At 60.7% G+C, this 17,184-nt stretch carries 16 protein-coding genes; 5 read left to right on the forward strand and 11 right to left on the reverse strand.

The window, feature by feature from the left end; all coding sequences use genetic code 11:
* Positions 1–60 precede the first annotated feature (60 nt).
* Complete coding sequence (locus VWZ85_RS11045) at positions 61–1,476, forward strand: PLP-dependent aminotransferase family protein (protein ID WP_416588278.1); 1,416 nt, start codon at positions 61–63, stop codon at positions 1,474–1,476.
* A gap of 96 nt (positions 1,477–1,572) precedes the next feature.
* On the opposite strand, the gene VWZ85_RS11050 is transcribed toward VWZ85_RS11045, so the two are convergent.
* Positions 1,573–2,097 carry a hypothetical protein gene (locus VWZ85_RS11050; protein WP_340545468.1) on the reverse strand — a complete coding sequence of 175 codons (525 nt, stop codon included), beginning with the start codon at positions 2,095–2,097 and terminating at the stop codon, positions 1,573–1,575.
* Between the two features lie 296 nt (positions 2,098–2,393).
* Between VWZ85_RS11050 and rplM the strand changes: the two genes are divergently transcribed.
* Positions 2,394–2,852 carry a 50S ribosomal protein L13 gene (gene rplM / locus VWZ85_RS11055; RefSeq protein WP_260101830.1) on the forward strand — a complete coding sequence of 153 codons (459 nt, stop codon included), beginning with the start codon at positions 2,394–2,396 and terminating at the stop codon, positions 2,850–2,852.
* 5 nt (positions 2,853–2,857) lie between these two features.
* Positions 2,858–3,343, forward strand: a complete 486-nt coding sequence (rpsI, locus tag VWZ85_RS11060; RefSeq protein WP_416536010.1) for a 30S ribosomal protein S9 — start codon at positions 2,858–2,860, stop codon at positions 3,341–3,343.
* 101 nt (positions 3,344–3,444) lie between these two features.
* Here rpsI and VWZ85_RS11065 read toward each other — a convergent pair whose 3' ends face one another.
* The 9 genes from VWZ85_RS11065 to guaA all read right to left on the reverse strand — a co-directional run bounded on the left by VWZ85_RS11065 (position 3,445) and on the right by guaA (position 13,562).
* On the reverse strand, positions 3,445–4,062 hold the full coding sequence (locus tag VWZ85_RS11065; RefSeq protein ID WP_340545469.1) for a TetR/AcrR family transcriptional regulator: 618 nt from the start codon (positions 4,060–4,062) through the stop codon (positions 3,445–3,447).
* On the reverse strand, positions 4,055–4,924 hold the full coding sequence (gene ppk2 / locus VWZ85_RS11070) for a polyphosphate kinase 2 (protein WP_416536008.1): 870 nt from the start codon (positions 4,922–4,924) through the stop codon (positions 4,055–4,057). The genes VWZ85_RS11065 and ppk2 overlap by 8 nt, the downstream gene beginning before the upstream one ends.
* Positions 4,925–4,984: 60 nt before the next feature.
* A complete protein-coding gene (locus VWZ85_RS11075; RefSeq protein ID WP_416538707.1) occupies positions 4,985–5,989 on the reverse strand; it encodes an alpha/beta fold hydrolase in 1,005 nt (334 codons plus the stop codon).
* Entirely contained in the window at positions 5,979–6,896 is a 918-nt protein-coding gene (gene metA, locus VWZ85_RS11080) for a homoserine O-acetyltransferase MetA (protein ID WP_340545472.1), read from the reverse strand. The genes VWZ85_RS11075 and metA overlap by 11 nt, the downstream gene beginning before the upstream one ends.
* A 65-nt stretch (positions 6,897–6,961) precedes the next feature.
* On the reverse strand, positions 6,962–7,825 hold the full coding sequence (locus tag VWZ85_RS11085) for an ATPase (RefSeq protein WP_340545473.1): 864 nt from the start codon (positions 7,823–7,825) through the stop codon (positions 6,962–6,964).
* A gap of 200 nt (positions 7,826–8,025) precedes the next feature.
* Complete coding sequence (locus VWZ85_RS11090; RefSeq protein WP_340545474.1) at positions 8,026–9,183, reverse strand: OmpP1/FadL family transporter; 1,158 nt, start codon at positions 9,181–9,183, stop codon at positions 8,026–8,028.
* Between the two features lie 106 nt (positions 9,184–9,289).
* Complete coding sequence (locus VWZ85_RS11095; RefSeq protein ID WP_416588281.1) at positions 9,290–10,192, reverse strand: DMT family transporter; 903 nt, start codon at positions 10,190–10,192, stop codon at positions 9,290–9,292.
* A 106-nt stretch (positions 10,193–10,298) separates the two neighbouring features.
* Entirely contained in the window at positions 10,299–11,852 is a 1,554-nt protein-coding gene (locus tag VWZ85_RS11100) for a hypothetical protein (RefSeq protein WP_416588283.1), read from the reverse strand.
* 141 nt (positions 11,853–11,993) lie between these two features.
* Complete coding sequence (gene guaA, locus VWZ85_RS11105) at positions 11,994–13,562, reverse strand: glutamine-hydrolyzing GMP synthase (RefSeq protein ID WP_340545477.1); 1,569 nt, start codon at positions 13,560–13,562, stop codon at positions 11,994–11,996.
* A 237-nt stretch (positions 13,563–13,799) separates the two neighbouring features.
* On the opposite strand from guaA, the gene VWZ85_RS11110 reads away from it, so the two are divergent.
* Positions 13,800–15,353, forward strand: coding sequence for a trimethylamine methyltransferase family protein (locus VWZ85_RS11110; RefSeq protein ID WP_416535996.1), 1,554 nt, complete (start codon positions 13,800–13,802; stop codon positions 15,351–15,353).
* Positions 15,354–15,483: 130 nt separating this feature from the next.
* Here VWZ85_RS11110 and VWZ85_RS11115 read toward each other — a convergent pair whose 3' ends face one another.
* Positions 15,484–15,780, reverse strand: coding sequence for a DUF6477 family protein (locus VWZ85_RS11115; protein WP_340545479.1), 297 nt, complete (start codon positions 15,778–15,780; stop codon positions 15,484–15,486).
* Between the two features lie 239 nt (positions 15,781–16,019).
* Here VWZ85_RS11115 and VWZ85_RS11120 point away from each other — a divergent pair, with 239 nt between their 5' ends.
* Complete coding sequence (locus tag VWZ85_RS11120) at positions 16,020–17,093, forward strand: DUF6456 domain-containing protein (RefSeq protein ID WP_340545480.1); 1,074 nt, start codon at positions 16,020–16,022, stop codon at positions 17,091–17,093.
* Positions 17,094–17,184 lie beyond the last annotated feature (91 nt).

Below are 17,184 nucleotides of genomic sequence, written 5' to 3' on the forward strand. Positions count from 1 at the left end.
TGTTTATATCACAATCAATGGGTACAATTTGCGCGACGTCTTGTCCAAGAAAGGATTGTAATGGGTACAATTTGGCCAAACGAGCTGCCGGCTGATCTTTCCGGGCGATCCGGGCCAAAATATCAACGGGTGGCTGATACCATCCGCGCGGCGGTTGAAGATGGCACACTTTGTATCGGTACAAAGCTGCCGCCGGTGCGGGAGCTGGCCTATCAGCTGAAGATCACCCCCGGCACGGTGGCGCGGGCCTATTCGCTCTTGACCGATGACGGGCTGTTGCAGGCGGAGGTCGGGCGCGGGACTTTTGTGGCGGAACCGGAAACCAAAGTGCCGGATGATGTCTGGTCGCGGCAGCTGCATCTGCTGGAGGCCACTAATCCCGGCCACGTCAGCCTGTTCAGTCCCCGCCTCGCGGATGTTGGTCAGGTTGCGGCATTGCGCGAGGCGATGGTGAAAGTGTCCCAGGGCGATCCGCTGCAATTCCTGAACTACCCCACACGCGATGCCTATGAACCGGTACGCGAGGTGGTTGCCGATTGGCTCTCGGATGAGCTGCTGGGCAATGTGCATCAGAATGACGTCGTGCTGACCCACGGCGGGCAGAACGGCATCCTGACGGTGCTGCAAACCGTGCTTGAGGGGCCGCAGCCGACGATTCTGGTCGAAGATCTCTCATATGCTGGGTTTCGGCGCGCCGCAGAGCTGGCACGCGCCCGCGTTGTGGGGGTGGCGATGGATGACAAGGGCATCCTGCCGGATTCACTGGAACTCGCCATTCGCAAGACAGGCGCCACCGTTCTATGCACCAGCCCGGAGGTGCATAATCCGACCGGGCTTTATACGCCGCTGGAGCGTCGCAAGGAGATTGTCGAGATCGCCCGGCGCCACGAGGTTCAGATCATAGAAGATGACTGCTACCGGATGGGGGAGGCGCGTGCGCCAAGCTACCGCGTGCTTGCTCCTGAGCTGGGTTGGCATGTCACCTCATTTTCCAAGACGATAACACCGGCGCTGCGCGTGGGGTTCGCACTCGCCCCCAAGGGGCGTGGCGCCGATCTGCGGCGCACGGCGGAATACAGTTATTTCGGAATCGCACAGCCACTGGCGGAGCTGACCCGTATCCTGCTGTCCGACCCTCGCACGCCGCAGCTGGTGCGCGATGTCCGCAAGGAGATGGCCAAATACGTCCGCATTGCCGTCAACGCTCTGGGCAGTTTTGAACTTGTCTGGTCGGACAGCGTGCCCTTCCTGTGGTTAAGGCTGCCATCGGGCTGGCGTTCAGCCGCGTTCACCCGCGCGGCAGAGGCGCAGGGGGTTCAGATCCGCTCGGCCGATGAATTCGCCCTGCGCGACGGCCGCGCGCCCAATGCGGTGCGGATCGCGGTGAACGGCCACGTCACGCCCAAACGGTTTGAGGAGGCAATGCTGCGGCTGCGCGCACTGCTCGACAACCCACCGGAGCAGATCAGCGTCTGAACTGTTGCCCGGTTCGGGGCGGGCCGTTTTGCAAAGGAAAAGGGGACCTGAACACTCAGGCCCCCCTTATATGTAAGCGGTGATCGACCGGGGTGCTTATTCGACCAGGATCGACACGCCCGAGGTGTGGTTCCCGATAAAAGACCAGTTGTCGCGACCAGCAGCGATGCCAGCGGTGATGGCAGCGGCCAGAAGACCTGCTGCCGAGGCCCCGCCAACCACTGTGCCGTTCAGCTCAGGTTTAAGCGTGGTCTGGCCGGACTGTTGGCCCGCGTCGCATTGCACATAGGCCGGGGTCGGACGGCGTTTGAGCACCGGAACGTTGACGAGAGCCGGGGTGATGAATGTCGCCTTGAATTCGGCGCTTTCGACGGTGCACCGGGCGCCTACAACTTCGCGCATGTTGGCGCTGCTGGGCTGACCGCCTGTCGCCTTCATCTTTTCCTTGTCCAGCACGACATGCGTGCGGAAGGTCAGCTCTTTGTAGCCCTGAACGCGCGGCGCTGTTGAGCCTTGATTCTTGAGCGCGACCGTTACCGGGGGGGCGGTGACTTCGGCGTTTTGCATGCAGGCACCAAGGGCCAGCGGCAGGGCGCCAACCAGAGCAAGTTTTCGAAACATGTAGTAGGATCCTATAATTTGTCTTTCCGGTGCAGCTTTAGCGTGTGAAACACCGGCTGAAAAGGCGCCCAGACCTGTTCCGCGACGACAGATGCGGTCAGGATCGGGGCAGGAGCGTATCCGAGGGTGCTCAAATATGGGGTATTATAATACCTATTTTGTAAGGTGCTGTTTTTAAACATTTTAATATGATTTCAGGGTGTTGACCTATGCGCAGGCCTGCCGTAAACCCCGTCCATCGAATTCGGGCGCGCCGTTTTGGGGGTGCCCTTCACGTCAAACAGGATTGACCTGCTATGAAAACCTTCTCTGCTACACCGGCAGACATCGAGAAGAAGTGGATCATCATCGACGCCGAAGGCGTGGTGCTGGGCCGTCTTGCCTCGATCGTCGCCATGCGCCTGCGTGGTAAGCACAAGCCGTCCTTCACTCCTCACATGGATATGGGCGACAATGTCATCGTGATCAACGCTGACAAGATCCAGATGACCGGCAAGAAGCGCGAAGAGCACTTCTACTGGCACACCGGCCACCCCGGTGGTATCAAATCCCGCACCAAACAGGAAATCCTGGACGGTGCCCACCCCGAGCGCGTTGTCTATCAGGCCGTCAAGCGGATGCTGCCCGGCAACCGTCTGTCGCGTCAGCAGATGACCAACCTGCGCATCTATGCAAGTGCCGAGCACCCGCATGAAGCCCAGTCCCCCGAGGTTCTGGATGTCAAATCCATGAACAAGAAAAACACCCGGAGCTGAGACCGATGGCTGATCAGATCAACACTCTCGAAGAGCTCGGCGCCGTTGCAGGCGTAGAAACCGTAGCCGAAGAAACCATCGTGCGCGAACCCGTTCGCGACGAGCTGGGCCGTGCCTATGCCACCGGTAAGCGGAAAGACGCGGTTGCCCGCGTCTGGATCAAGCCGGGTTCCGGCAAGGTCTCCGTCAACGGTAAAGAGCTGAACGCATATTTTGCACGCCCCGTGCTGCAGATGATCCTGCGCCAGCCGTTCCAGGTTGCCGGTGTCGAAGGCGAATTCGACGTCTACGCAACCGTCAAGGGCGGTGGCCTCTCCGGTCAGGCCGGCGCGGTCAAGCACGGCATCTCCAAAGCACTGCAGCTGTACGATCCGTCGCTGCGTGGCGCATTGAAAGCCGCAGGCTTCCTGACCCGCGACAGCCGTGTTGTCGAGCGTAAGAAATTCGGCCGCCGCAAAGCGCGTCGTTCGTTCCAGTTCTCCAAGCGTTAATCGCTGGATCACATGGATTTGGAAAAGGCCGCAGAGCAATCTGCGGCCTTTTCTTTGTGTGGATTGTTCGAATGCTGCCTGAGCCTGCGCAGCGGTCAGTCTTAGCTGTCCGGTTCGATCAGGCCCAGCCCGCGCAGGTAGATGCCGATGCCGCTCTCCAGCAGATCCTCGGGCGGGAAGGGGGAGGCCGCACCGGGAGAGTTCCGGGCATAGAGCTCCACCACGCCATGGCTCATCGCCAGAACATGCGCCGAGAACATCGAGGCGGGCGGGCGTTTTTCGGCCGGGATATGTTTGCTCAGATCTGCGGCGGCGCGTTCCAGAATGGCGCGGGCGCGGTTGGCGGCCTCGGCCAGCTCAGGCGTACGGTTGACGGAGATCCCGCTTTCGAACATCGCGATGTAATGGCCTGGATGTTTGCGTGCAAAGGCGAGATAGGCCCGGCCCGTCGCTTCAAACGCCGCCAGGGCCGAAGGTTGATATTTGTCATAGGCGTGCTGCATCAGATCGGCAAACATCACATAGCCCTGACGGCCTGCCTCGGCGATCAGATCCTCGCGCCCGTTGAAGTGACGATAGACCGCGGCCGGGGTGACGCCGGCCTGTTTGGCCGCCTCCGACAGGGTAAAGCCGGTGGGGCCCTTGGCCTCGATCAGCTTCAATGCGGCTTCGACCAGCGCCTGGCGCAGGTTGCCGTGGTGATACCCCCGCTTAGGCATCCCAGAGATCCGGTCCGCCACTGATGGAATCATCCAGATCGCCAAGGGCTTTGGCGTCCTTGTTGGTGTAATCGACGGAGTGCAGCACCCGGCGAATGGCGGCCAGCCGGGCCCGGCGCTTGTCGTCGGAGCGCACGATGGTCCAGGGGGCGTGCTCGGTGTGACTACGTGTCAGCGTATCCGTAATGGCGGTGGAGTATTCCTGCCAGAGGCTCAGACCTTTGACGTCGATCGGGCTGAGTTTCCACTGCTTCAGCGGATCGGTCTCGCGCGAGAGGAACCGCCGCAGCTGTTCGGCGCGTCCGACGTTGAGCCAGATCTTGAACAGCTGAATCCCGTCCTCGACCAGCGCCTCCTCAAAGCCGTTGACCTGATCAAAGAACCGTTCGCGCTGACCGTCGGTGCAAAAGCCGAAGACCGGCTCGACCACGCCGCGATTGTACCAGCTGCGATCAAAGAAGACGATCTCACCTGCGGCGGGCAGATGGGTGATATAGCGCTGGAAATACCACTGGGTCTGTTCCCGCTCGCTGGGTTTTGACAGCGCCACGATCCGCGCCCCGCGCGGGTTCAGGTTTTCGCGAAACCGTTTGATGGTGCCGCCCTTGCCAGCGGCGTCTCGCCCTTCAAAGAGAATGGCGACACGTGCCCCGGTCTCACGCACCCAGGACTGCATCTTGACCAGTTCGATCTGAAGCCGCGCCATCTCTTTCTCATAGCGCTTGCGGCTCATCCGCGTGTCATAGGGAAAGCCCGGATCCAGCAGGTCATCCTTCTGCGAAGCTTTGATCGCGGCGCGGATTTCCTCTGGGGCCTTGGTCTCGTAGAACGCGCTGATTGCGCCGTCAAAGGGCAGGGGCATAGAAAATTCCTTCTGTCTTCTGTCCCTTATATGGGGCTTTGCGGCGAAATGTGAATCGTTTTAACGCAAATTCCGTGCCGTAGCTGCCCGCGCCGCCGCCCGGTCTACTGCCGCCACAACCGCATCGGTGGCCACCTGATGTGGCATATGGCCGACGCCATCCAGCACCGTGAGGTTCAGCGAGGGGACATCGCGCTCCAGCTGGCGCGCGTGCAGATCCAGCCCCACCGTGGTGTCGGCGCTGCCATGAACCGCCTCAATGGGCAGGCTGAGATCGCCGTAGCGGGGGGCCATCGCTCTGATTTCGGCCAGAAGGTCAGCGCGCTGGCGGGCATTGGCCCGCAGCGCGGAGCGGCGCAGGGTCAGCCCCGGGCCGAAATGTTCGAAATACCCCGCTGGCACGGCCTGCGGCGCAAAGACCTCGGTCAGGGTGTCGCGAATGGTGCTTTCGGGCACATAGGCGGTCAGCAGCGGCACCGCCAGCCGCTGGCCCAGCGGCGAGGAAGTGACCTTGTAAAAGGTGCTGAGCGGCGTCCGCCAAGGATGGGAGACCGCGCCGACAGTGACCAGCGCCGAGAGGCTGTCGGGCGCATCCAGCGCCCAGGCGAGGGCGACACCGCCGCCATAGCTCTGGCCCAGCACGATGGGATGCTCTGCACCCAGAGCGGCAACCGCTTGGCGAATGATGGCGGCCTGCTTGCTGAGGGACGCCTGCGCGCCACCGGTGGGATCGCTATAGCCCAGCCCGGGGCGATCCACGATGATCACCCGGAAGCGGCTGCTGAGGGCCGGGGCCAGCCGGAAGGTCATATCGCGGATGTGCCCGCTGGCGCCGTGGATCAACACCAGATCCGGCGCTGCCGCATCCGCAGGCAGCCCGTCGGGGCGGGGTGTCGGCTGCCCCAGATCAAGCAGGTGCAGCTGCTGGCCATCAACCGTGACAAAGCTGCCGAGCGGCGGATAGGCGGCGATGGCGTCCGCCTCGCGAGCCTTGGCCCGCCACAGCGTTCCGCCAGCCGCAAGCGCCAGAATCAGACCGGCTGTCAGCACGCGCTTAACGCCCAATCTGCGCCATATCAAACGGGGTGGACTGGTAGATGTCATTTATCCAGTTGCCATAAAGAAGATGCGCGTGGCTGCGCCAGCGGTTCTGCGGTTTGCGGCTGGGATCGTCGTCCGGGTAGTAGTTCATCGGAATATTGATCGGCGTGCCGCTGGCGATATCGCGATCATATTCCTGCTTCAGCGTATCGCTGTCGTACTCGAAATGGTTGAAGATATAGAGCGCACGGTGGCTGGGATCCTCGATGAGGCAGGGGCCGGCATCGGGGCTGCCCAGCAGGCTGCGCAGGCCGGGTCGGGCATCAATTTCGGATTGGCGGATTTCGGTCCAGCGCGACACGGGAATGACGCAGTCATCGGAAAACCCCCGCAGATAGGGGGATGCGGGATCAAGGTTCTGATGCCGGAAACAGCCAAAGACCTTGTGATCCAAGAGGTGTTTCTTCACTCCATGGAAATAGTTGATCATCGCCATGCCGCCCCAGCAGACACCAAAGGTGGAATGCACATTGGTCTGGGTCCAGTCAAAGACCTCACACAGCTCATCCCAATAGGTGACATCCTCGAACTCGAGATGTTCGATCGGCGCGCCGGTGATGATCAGACCGTCAAAACGCTCGTCCTTGATCTCCTGGAACGGCCGGTAGAACTCCGCCATATGCTCTGCGGCGGTGTTGCGGGTCTGATGTTCGGTCATGCGGATCAGGGACAGCTCGATCTGCAAAGGTGTGGCGCCGATAAGCCGGGCAAACTGGTTCTCGGTCTGGATCTTCTTCGGCATCAGGTTGAGCAGGCCGATGCGCAGCGGACGGATATCCTGACGGGCCGCCTGATCCGGCGACATGACCATCACGCCTTCGTTCGTGAGAACGTCATAGGCGGGCAGGTCAGAAGGGATCTTGATCGGCATGTCGTGTCCTTTGGTCTATGCTCCGCCCGTTCTGGACGGAGTCTTGGCGCTGTGATGTAGAAGGCCTAGCCGCGCGCCTCAAGAGCGCCCGCAATCACATCTGTGAAATCGGCCTCGTTGCGGATGCCCGAAATCTGATCCGCCGTGACCGTCACGCCCCAGTTCTTAGCCATGGCGGCATAGCGGGGCTGGCGATGGGCCAGCGCCTGGGCATAGGTCCAGCGGATGAAGCTGTCAGGGTCCACCTCGTTTTCAGATAGGTGGTTTTCCTTTAGATACTCTTGCCAGACGCGGGCGAGAAAAGCCGGTTCATAGGCCATGGGCTTGGGGGCGCGATCAAACCGGCGGATCAGCTCCTGGGTATGGGCGTCGTCCCCCTTGATCCAGACCATCAGCGTGTGTTTAGCAAGCTCGCTCAGCAGCGGATCGCTTGGATCATTGGCATCGACCCATTCGCAGATGCTGCCGCCGGTGTCGCAGATGAAATTCGGATAGTCATAGAGCCGCTCGGCCCGGTCGATGAAATAACCGGTATCGCGCAGCGCGTTCAGTTCCGCGGTGCGAAACTGGTCCTGGCGGCGGGTATATTCCGCCATTGCCAGCCCGCCCTTGGCCGGATTGCCGGGCTTGCCCAGATAGGAGGCAACGGGTGTCAGGTTTTCAAAGCTGATATTGGAGCCGATATAGATCGAATCCGACAGCAGCAGATCGCGTAGAAACGGCACTTTCATCGCCTCTGCCTTGGCGTTGTCGGCGATATATTCGCCCATGTATCGGGTGCCGATCCGATAATCGATCGAGTAGTGGAACCAGCTGCCCGCGCCGCGCAGAATATTGCTGATATAGGTTTTGCCCAGTCCGGACATGCCAAAGAACAAAACCCGCTTATGCGCCGCATTGCGCCAATCTTCGGCAGACGAATAGAGCATGTGAAATCCGGTCCCTTCTGGTTCCTTGCCTTGCTAATCGCCCCGGGCCTGCGGGTCAATCGGCAGCGCTGGAGGACCTGGGCGCGGCGGCTGGCGATGGACCACGCAAAACCCCCGCACCATAGGATGCGGGGGAGAACTGGTCCTGTACCTGTCTTTGTTCCAGCGCTGCCTGTGGCGCACGCAGGTCTACGCCAGGATCAGAAGTAGTAGCCGAACTTCACGCCAACGCTGACCGCCTTGTTGCCGCTGAAGGAGGCGCGGGCGACATCCGGCGTTCCGGTCTCAGCAAAGGCATCGCCAAGGTCGGTATAGCGCACGCCGCCCGAGATCTTGAACTGATCCTTGGTGTATTGCAGCCCGACTGAGATGCTCTTGTAGCCATTGGTCGGGGCCAGCGGCGACACCAGATTGTCGCTGTCTTCGGCTTCATAGCCGAGGCTGATCGAGCCGACTAGATTTTCGTTGAACCGGCGCGCGACACCCAGCGTGTAGGACACCGAGTCAGACAGGTCGATCAGATCGACATTGGCAGTGCTGGGGCGCAGTTTGACGACACTATGCTCGGCCCAGCGAATACCGGCCAGCAGGAGCGTGTCCTTAGCAATACCGGTCTGGAAATCAACGTTAAGCGACTGAGGAGTCTTGGTTGTCGTCGATCCGTTGAAGGTCGTGCCCGGGACATCCGGCAGACTTTCGGTGGTGGCGAAGGTATGCTCGATCTCAGATTGATAAGTCACAGCCAGGCGCAGGGCGATGTCGGGACGCTCATAGGCACCACCAACCAGCCAGCCAACCGCGCCATCACGCGCTACTCTGACGTTATAACCGTCGAGATCATTGCCGGGTGTCAAGGGGCTGTTATAGGCAAGCCCTTTCAGGGTGATGTCGCCCTTGATCTGCTGGTAACGAATACCACCGTGCACGCTGAAATTCTCGTTGAACTTGTAGCGAACGATCCCGGTGATTGCTTCTGAATCGGCAATCGCTGTGGTTCCGCCAAGCAGGAAAGAGCCGGGTGTGATCGGGTTGGCATCTGCGCTCGGATACCTGACGTCCGACCCCCACGGCTGGTCAAAAATCATCGAGAACGATACGCGGTCGTTCAGGTCGTATTTGATGCCACCGGAAATCTGGTTGAAGCTCAGTGCGACATTGCCGCTCGGGGTTCCGGCAGGGTTGAGCGTCCGCACGTCCGTGCCGGTTACATCCGGGTTGGTGTGCGAGAACGAGAGCTCTGCGTAGTTCCCTTTTTCAAAGATGATCCCAACGGGCTGGCCGGTGCGGTCAAGACCGCCTGCCATAGCTGCGCCGGAAGCCAGCGCCAGCGCTGCTGACGTTGCAAGATAGCGTTTCATTGTTCCTCCCTGTCCAGACTTGGGCGCCTGGTTTTACATTGCGAAACGCTAGCAAGGGGGGTTTTTTCGGTCAATGTTGACGCAAAGGCAATCAACGGCAAGAAAATCAGGCAGAATGACCGTGTCGGCGGGGCGCGCGGAAACGTCCGGCGGCATCCAGAATATTGATGTAGTTTGCGCAGAAAATCACCGCGGCCCCGATCAGTACCCAGAGGTTAAGCGCTTCACCGTAAATCAACATTCCGGCCACGGCGATGGTGGGCAGTCGGGCGAAATCAATCGGCACCACAACGGTGGCCGGGGCAATGGAGAGCGCCTTGGTCATGCAGAAATGCGCGGCAAGCCCGGCGCAGCCGATAATCAGCAGCCAAAGTGCCGTTGCGGCATTTGGGAGAGTGATCTGCCCGTCCCACCCCGATATCACCAGCCCCATGCCGAGTTGCAGCAGTGTGAGCCAGAGCAGAATGGAGCTGATGGGCTCGTGCCGGGTCAGCCTTTTGGTGAAGAGGATGGTCAGCGCAAAGAAGATGGCTGAGGCCGCTGCCGCAAAAACGCCAAGGCTCAGCGTCTCCGGGCTGGGGCGGGCCACGATCAAAATGCCGACAAAGCCTAGCGCGGCGGCCAATACGCGGGGCTTCGTCAGCCGCTCGCCCAGCAGCAGCGGTGACAGCAGCAGCACCCAGAGCGGCGAGGTGAACTCCAGCGCAAAAACCTGTGCAAGCGGGATCAGCGTTACCGCAAGGAACCACAGGTTCTGTCCGGTGAAATGGGCGGCATTGCGGATCAGATGCAGGCCCAGCCGATCGCGCCGCACCTGGCCCCAGCTGTCGGTGGCGGTCAGACAGATGACAACAATCACCAGCCCGACGGCGCTGCGATAGGTCATGATCTCAAAGGTGTCGAGGCGCAACCCGGCTTCGCGGCCAGCGATGGCCATCGAGGAGAACGAGACAATCGCCCCGACCATCCAGAGCGCAGCCGTGCCTATTCTTAACTCACCCTGCGCCATGGCCGCCCCCTTGCCCGTTGGTCACGAAGAAGGGCTAATTTAGCAGGCGGGTCAAGTCATCTCTGCGCGGCGGCGGTCGCGGGTCCGGGCCGCGCAGAACAGGCGTCTATTCGGCGGCAACCGTCTGCTTGAGCATTGCCGCGTGGGGCAGTGAGGGGAGGTCCAGCCGGTTCCCGCGCTCGATATACTCCTTCGCTATCGTGTCGGCATCAAACCCCAAACGTGACAGCAGCGTCTCGATTTCCTCAACCAGCGCATTGGTCGTGGCGCTGCCTTGTGGCGACGCATTGACCTTCTGCGGCAGGATCGGTCCTGCGGTGTGGCCCAGCTCTTGCAGCAGGTTTCGAGCGCCATCCGGCGTCGTGGCCTGCTTCAGCGTGGTTTCGATAAAGTGGAGTTGGTCGCCGTAGAGTTGTTTGTAATAGGCGTAGCGCACTTCCATCTCCAGCGCATACCAGATCGCGGTGCCGACATCTCCCAGATGCTTCAGAGGGGTCGGATCCACAATTTTGTTGCGATAGTTGGGATGCAGGTACCATTGCCAAGGTATTGTAATATTGCAGAAATCATTACGGTTCACATAGCTTGCGATTTGTTTGCCAAGGTTGCGGCGCAGGATGATCACGCGGGTTCGCGGCGCTAAACCGTGTTCCACCAGCGCCTCAATCAACCCGCATTTGCCCAATGTATGGTTGCTTTCCGCATAGGGGGCTTGCAGGTTGCCCAGTTTGCCCTCCCAGAAGTCGCAGACATTCGCGTTCATCCCGTAGGTATTGAACCCACGCATGTGTCCAATACCGGGCATACGAATGCCATAGTCATTCGCGCCAAGCGGCTCATGCACCGACGGGATATTCAGGTTCTCACCCAGAAATTTCGCAAGCCATGCGGTGCCCGTACGTCCGGCAGAGAGGGTGAAGATGAATTCAGGCTTTAAGCGTTGTTGAGCGTTTTCTGACACCTGCGTGGCAAGAGTTGGGACTGCGGCAGCCAGTGCCGGGCGGGTGTAGCCGAACCGGGAAATTTCGCCGACGGCCTCGACCTCGATCACGTCCGCCGCTTCCGGGTGGGCTGTGAAGAGCCTGGTCGCATCAGCGCCAATTTTCGCAGGCATCGGCGCCTTGGCGTTCAGGTTCGAAAACCGCTCCCAAAGCCCGTCGATATCGAGCGCATTTATATCCTCCTCAAGATGCTCATAGCGCAGCACGACATCTGCGGAATTCGGACCATCCAGTGGTGCAATACGGCGGTTTTCGCTCAACAGACTGCGGTAGCGCCCGACAAAGATATCAAGCGGAACATCTCTCTGATCCATCGCCTCGTCGTAGTAGCGGGAAACCATGGCATCGTAGGGATCGCGCCGGATCGTTACTTTGGTATAGGTCTCCCAGATATCCTGAGGAACTGCGGCGCGGATCTGTCCGGCGGTCATGTGATCGAAGAAAACCTGCGTGCCCTCGTTTCCATCCGGCCAGGTCTGGGTCTGATGGTTCTGAGGACCGGGATAGCCCAACGCCCTCCGGCTCTCTTCATCCTTTGGGCTGATTGGTGTGATGATGCTGCTTTCATCACAATAGCTGGACAGTGCGATTTCAAACGAGGTTCCAGCAACCTTCTTGGTCTTAATGAAAATCAGTTTGAGAGGGTGGCAAATAATCATTCAAATGTGCTTCGTTTCAGACATGTCCGAAACCTCGCAGCCAGAACTGATCAAAACGTTAAAAGTCTAAATGAAACATATGATTACGCGTCGTCATCGTAGAAAACCCCGGCCAGTTGGCCGGGGTTTCAGGGGCTTAGATTATTCCCACTCGATCGTGCCCGGAGGCTTCGAGGTGATGTCATAGGTGCAACGGTTGATACCCTTGACCTCATTGATGATCCGCGTGGCGGTTTCCCCCAGGAATTCGTGGCTGAACGGGTAATAATCGGCAGTCATACCATCGACAGATGTCACCGCGCGCAGGGCACAGGCATAGTCATAAGTGCGGCCGTCGCCCATCACGCCGACGGTGCGAACGGGCAGGATCGCCACAAAGGCCTGCCAGATTTCATCATAGAGACCATGCTTGCGAATCTGGTCGATATAGATCGCATCCGCCTCGCGCAGGATTTCCAGTTTTTCACGGGTGATTTCGCCGGGGCAGCGGATCGCAAGGCCCGGTCCGGGGAAGGGGTGGCGACCGATGAAGCTTTGCGGCAGGCCCAGTTCGCGGCCAAGCGCGCGGACTTCATCCTTAAATAGCTCACGCAGCGGCTCGACCAGCTTCAGCCCCATTTTTTCCGGCAGGCCGCCGACGTTGTGGTGCGATTTGATGGTGACAGACGGCCCGCCCGAGAAGGACACGGATTCGATCACATCCGGGTAGAGTGTACCCTGCGCCAGGAAGTCGGCGCCGTCGATCGTGTCGGCGTGTTTCTGGAACACGTCGATGAACAGTTTGCCGATGATTTTGCGCTTGGTTTCCGGGTCGGACTGGCCGTCCAGTTCGCCCAGGAACAGATCGCTTTCATCTGCGTGGATCAGCTGAATATTGTAGTTGTCACGGAACATCGTGACGACCTCTTCGGCCTCGTTCTTGCGCAGCAACCCGTGGTCCACGAACACACAGGTCAGCTGGTCGCCGATGGCCTCGTGGATCAGGATCGCCGCAACCGAGCTGTCAACGCCGCCGGAGAGGCCGCAGATGACTTTCTTGTCGCCCACCTGATCGCGGATCGCCTGGATCGCCTGTTCGCGGTAGGCACCCATGGTCCAGTCGCCGGTGAAACCTGCGATCTTGACAAAATTCTCATAGAGTTTCGCACCATTAGGAGTGTGATGCACCTCCGGGTGGAACTGAACCGCGTAGAAATTGCGCGACACATCGGCGGTGATGGCAAAAGGCGCGTTGGGCGAGGTGCCGTAGACCTCAAAACCGGGCGCGATTTCGCTGACATGATCACCGTGAGACATCCAGACCTGTTCGCGGTCGCTGTCATCTGCAAACCAGCCATCCAGCAGCGGCAGGCTGCTGACCGTCGGCGTCACATAGGCGCGACCGAACTCGGCGGTGCCATGGCCGGAGAGCACCTTGCCGCCCAGCTGGTGCATCATCACCTGCTGACCATAGCAGATCCCCAAGATCGGCACGCCAAGGTCAAAGATTTCCTGCGGCGCACGGGGGCTGCCTTCGCGGGTCACGCTGTCCGGGCCACCGGAAAAGATCACGGCTTTGGGCGCCATTTCGCGCACAAAATCCATCGTGACATTCTGGTAGGGGTGAATTTCGCAATAGACATTCAGTTCGCGCAGGCGGCGCGCAATCAGCTGCGTGACCTGGCTGCCAAAGTCGATGATGAGAAGGCGGTCGTGGGATGTCTCTGTCATGCACGCGCCATAGGGCAGCGGCGCGAAATTCGCAAGGTATTTTCGTGTTTCGGGCCGCGTTTGCACAATCTCTGATCCGGTTGTCGCGCGGCCTCTTACGGCCGATATCGGGCCGCAGGCGCGAGAAACCTGTCGGGAATGTCGCTTTTCAACTTCAATGGCCGTAATCCTGCGGCGGCTTTGGTCTTGGGCGCTATAATCACACCAGCAACGAAATGCCTGTGGTGAGGAACAACCATGACAGAAGCAGCTCCAGCAGCACCGCGCCGTCGCGCTCGTGGAGGCGGTGGTGCCGCCCGTCGCGCAGAACGAACCGGCGTCAAGATTGATACCGCAAAATACATCGAGCGGAATATTCCGAATTTCGAAGTGTTGAGCGAAGAGGCGCTGCAGACCATCGAAGCCAACGCCGAAACCATCCTCGAAGAGGTCGGTGTCAACTTCGTGAACAACCCCGGCGCGTTGGAGCGCTGGCGCGAGGCCGGGGCCACGATTGATGGCGAGCGGGTTCGGATCCCGCGCGGCCTGGCGCGCGAGCTGTGCAAGACGGCCCCGTCCGAATTCACCCAACATGCCCGCAACCCGGAGAAATCCGTGGTCATCGGCGGCAAGAACATGGTGCTGGCACCGGTCTATGGCCCGCCGTTTGTGCGCGATGCCAAGGGCGGGCGCCGTTACGCGACGCTGGATGATTTCCAGAAATTCGTGAAGCTGGGCTATATGTCCAAATGGCTGCACCATTCCGGCGGTACCGTTTGCGAGCCGACCGACGTACCGGTGAACAAACGCCACCTCGACATGCTGATGGCGCATATGACCCTGAGCGACAAGCCGTTCATGGGGTCGGTGACCGAGCCCAGCCGGGCGCAGGATTCCATCGAGATGTGCGAGATCCTTTTTGGCAAGGATTTCGTGCGCGACAACACCGTGATGACCTCGCTGATCAACATCAACTCGCCAATGACCTTTGACGATGTGATGATGGGTGCGCTGGAGGTCTACGCCGCCCACAACCAGGCCTGCATCATCTCGCCCTTTATCGTTGGCGGTGCCATGGCGCCGGTCTCGGTTGCCGGTACGCTGACTCAGGTTCTGGCCGAGGTGATGGCAGGCGTGGCCTATAGCCAGCTGATCCGCGCCGGTGCGCCGGTGATCTTCGGCGCCTTTGTCTCCTCGATCGACATGAACTCCGGTGCGCCGACCTTCGGGACGCCGGAAGCCTCGCTGGTGACCTATGGGGCCGGTCAGCTTGCACGCCGGATGAACCTGCCGTTCCGTTCGGCCGGATCGTTCTGTGGCTCCAAGCTGCCCGACGCGCAGGCGGCCTATGAAACCGCCAATTCGCTCAACATGGGCCTGTTGTCGGGCGTGAACTTCCAGCTGCACTCCTGCGGCTGGCTCGAGGGCGGTCTGGTTGCCGATTTCGAGAAGTTCGTGATGGACGCCGATCAGCTGGGCGCGCTGCATGGTCTTGCCAAAGGTGTCGCCGTGGACGAGGAAGCCCAAGCCATGGACGCCATCCGCGAGGTTGGTCCCGGTGGTCACTACCTTGGCTGCGCCCATACGCAGGCGAATTTCAAGACCGCATTCTGGAAATCCGAGCTGCTGGACTACAAGCCCTTTGAAACCTGGGAAGAAGAAGGTGCGCGTGACACCGTTGCATTGGCCAGCAGCCGGGTGGAAACGCTGCTCGACGCCTATCAGGCGCCGCCGCTCGATCCTGAAGTGCTGAGCAGGCTGGAGGCCTATGTCGCCGAGAAGAAAGCCTCGATGCCCGATGCCTTCATGTAAGACCGGCTGAGATCGGCACTCTGAGGTATATGCCAGCCCGGCTGGCAGGCAGACGGCGGTCCCTCGGGGCCGCCGTTTTGCGTTACGGGCCGGTGGTCTGCCCTGGGATCCATCCTGTCTGGCGACGGTCTCAGGCGACTTTAAGGGTCGGGCGGCGCAGCCCCTCGGCCTCGCCCATCAGGGCAATCAGCACATCGACATGGCGGGTCAGTGAATACCCGGCATCGCCGGACTCGCGCTGGCGGTTGTAATCGTGTTCGAGATCCAGCAGCCGCATCACCGCAGCGGCCGGTTTCGGCAGGGTGCCATAGCCCAGCACCCGTTTCAAATCGCGCCGCCGGCTATAGTCCCGCGCGCCGATCCGCGCGGTCCGCACCAACAGTCGAGGGCGGCGCAAAGCGGCCAGATGACCAAAGATATCCTGCATCGTCATGTCCTTTCCAGCTCTGTTGATAGCGCTGTGTAACACAACTGAAGCGGGTGTTGCCGAAGGGGCCGGTTCGGCGAACGGTCTATTCGATATTGATTGATGAAAATTTGAAACCAATGATGCTCTGACTGAGACTATCCAGAAAAATCAGGCCAGTACGGTGAATGGTGTCTGTGGATAACACGTAGGCGGCCAGTGGGAGGATAGTTTCGAATGATCACATGTGGGGTGATAAAATGCAAACTATGGCTGTATCCGGCCTGCCGGAATGGGTGCCTGAGGAGGCGTGCCGATATCTTGAACACACCGAAGCGGGCCGTTCGATCCGCAATCTTGCAAAACAGGCGGGCTGCCACCCGTCCACGGTATTGCGACAGGTCCGACGGGTCGAAACCCGACGTGACGATCCGCTGGTCGATGGCGCCTTGGCGTCGCTGGCGGCCCGCCACTACGCCGAAACGATGCCGGGGCCCAGGCCAATGTCGGCCCGTGCCCTGGCCCTGGGCACAGTGCCCGCCTGCGCCGAAGCCTTCGAGAGCGAGGTGGTCGAAATCCTGACCTGTCTGAACCCGCAGGGCGCGGTGCTCGCGGTGGCGGATGGCATGGAGAAAGCGGTTGTCGTGCGGGAGGCGGCAAGCGGTGACAAGAAGGTCGTGGTGGATCGCATCCTGGCCGAGGCCATGGCGCTGCGCGACTGGATCGCCTGTCCGGCGCCGGGGCGGCTCAGCCGCTATCATATCACGCCCGAAGGGCGCACCGCGCTCAGCCAGTTTGTGGCCCGCCGCGAGAACCGCGCCCGTTCCCGACTGGAAAGCGCCAGCCTGGCGACGCGCAAGGTTGGTCGCGGTCCGCGTCGTCCACGCCGGGCGCGCTATGGGCTGGGTGAGACGCCGCTGCATATGCTGGCGCGGCTGACGGATCGTGATGGGACGCCGTTTCTGACCAGCGATCTGGTGCGCGCCGGTGAGCGACTGCGCGAAGATTTCGAACTGGCGCAGGTCGGCGATCATCTGGCGCAATCGGTGGCGCAGTTTGCCGATGGCGATTGCAGTCCGGCCGCCGCCCGCCGTCGCCGACCCGGACAGGCCGCGGCAGCCGCCAAACGCCGGGCCTCTGCCGCGCTCAACGCGCTTGGCGAGGGGCTGAGCGACATCGTGATGCGCTGCTGCTGCCATCTGGAAGGGCTGGAGGCGGCCGAACGCCAGCTGGGCTGGTCGGCACGGTCAGGCAAGGTGGTGCTGCGCATCGCCTTGCAACAGCTGAAACTTCACTATGACGCCCAGCAGGCGCAGGATGAGCTTATCGGCTGAACACATGGTCTGACATAGAAAAACCCGGCGCCATGCGGCACCGGGTTTGCGGATTTTATCTGGCCGGTCCGGACCTGACCGGGGTCGCGCG

The sequence above is a fragment of the Phaeobacter sp. JH20_29 genome (assembly GCF_048056175.1).
In the GTDB taxonomy this organism is placed as follows: domain Bacteria; phylum Pseudomonadota; class Alphaproteobacteria; order Rhodobacterales; family Rhodobacteraceae; genus Phaeobacter; species Phaeobacter bryozoorum.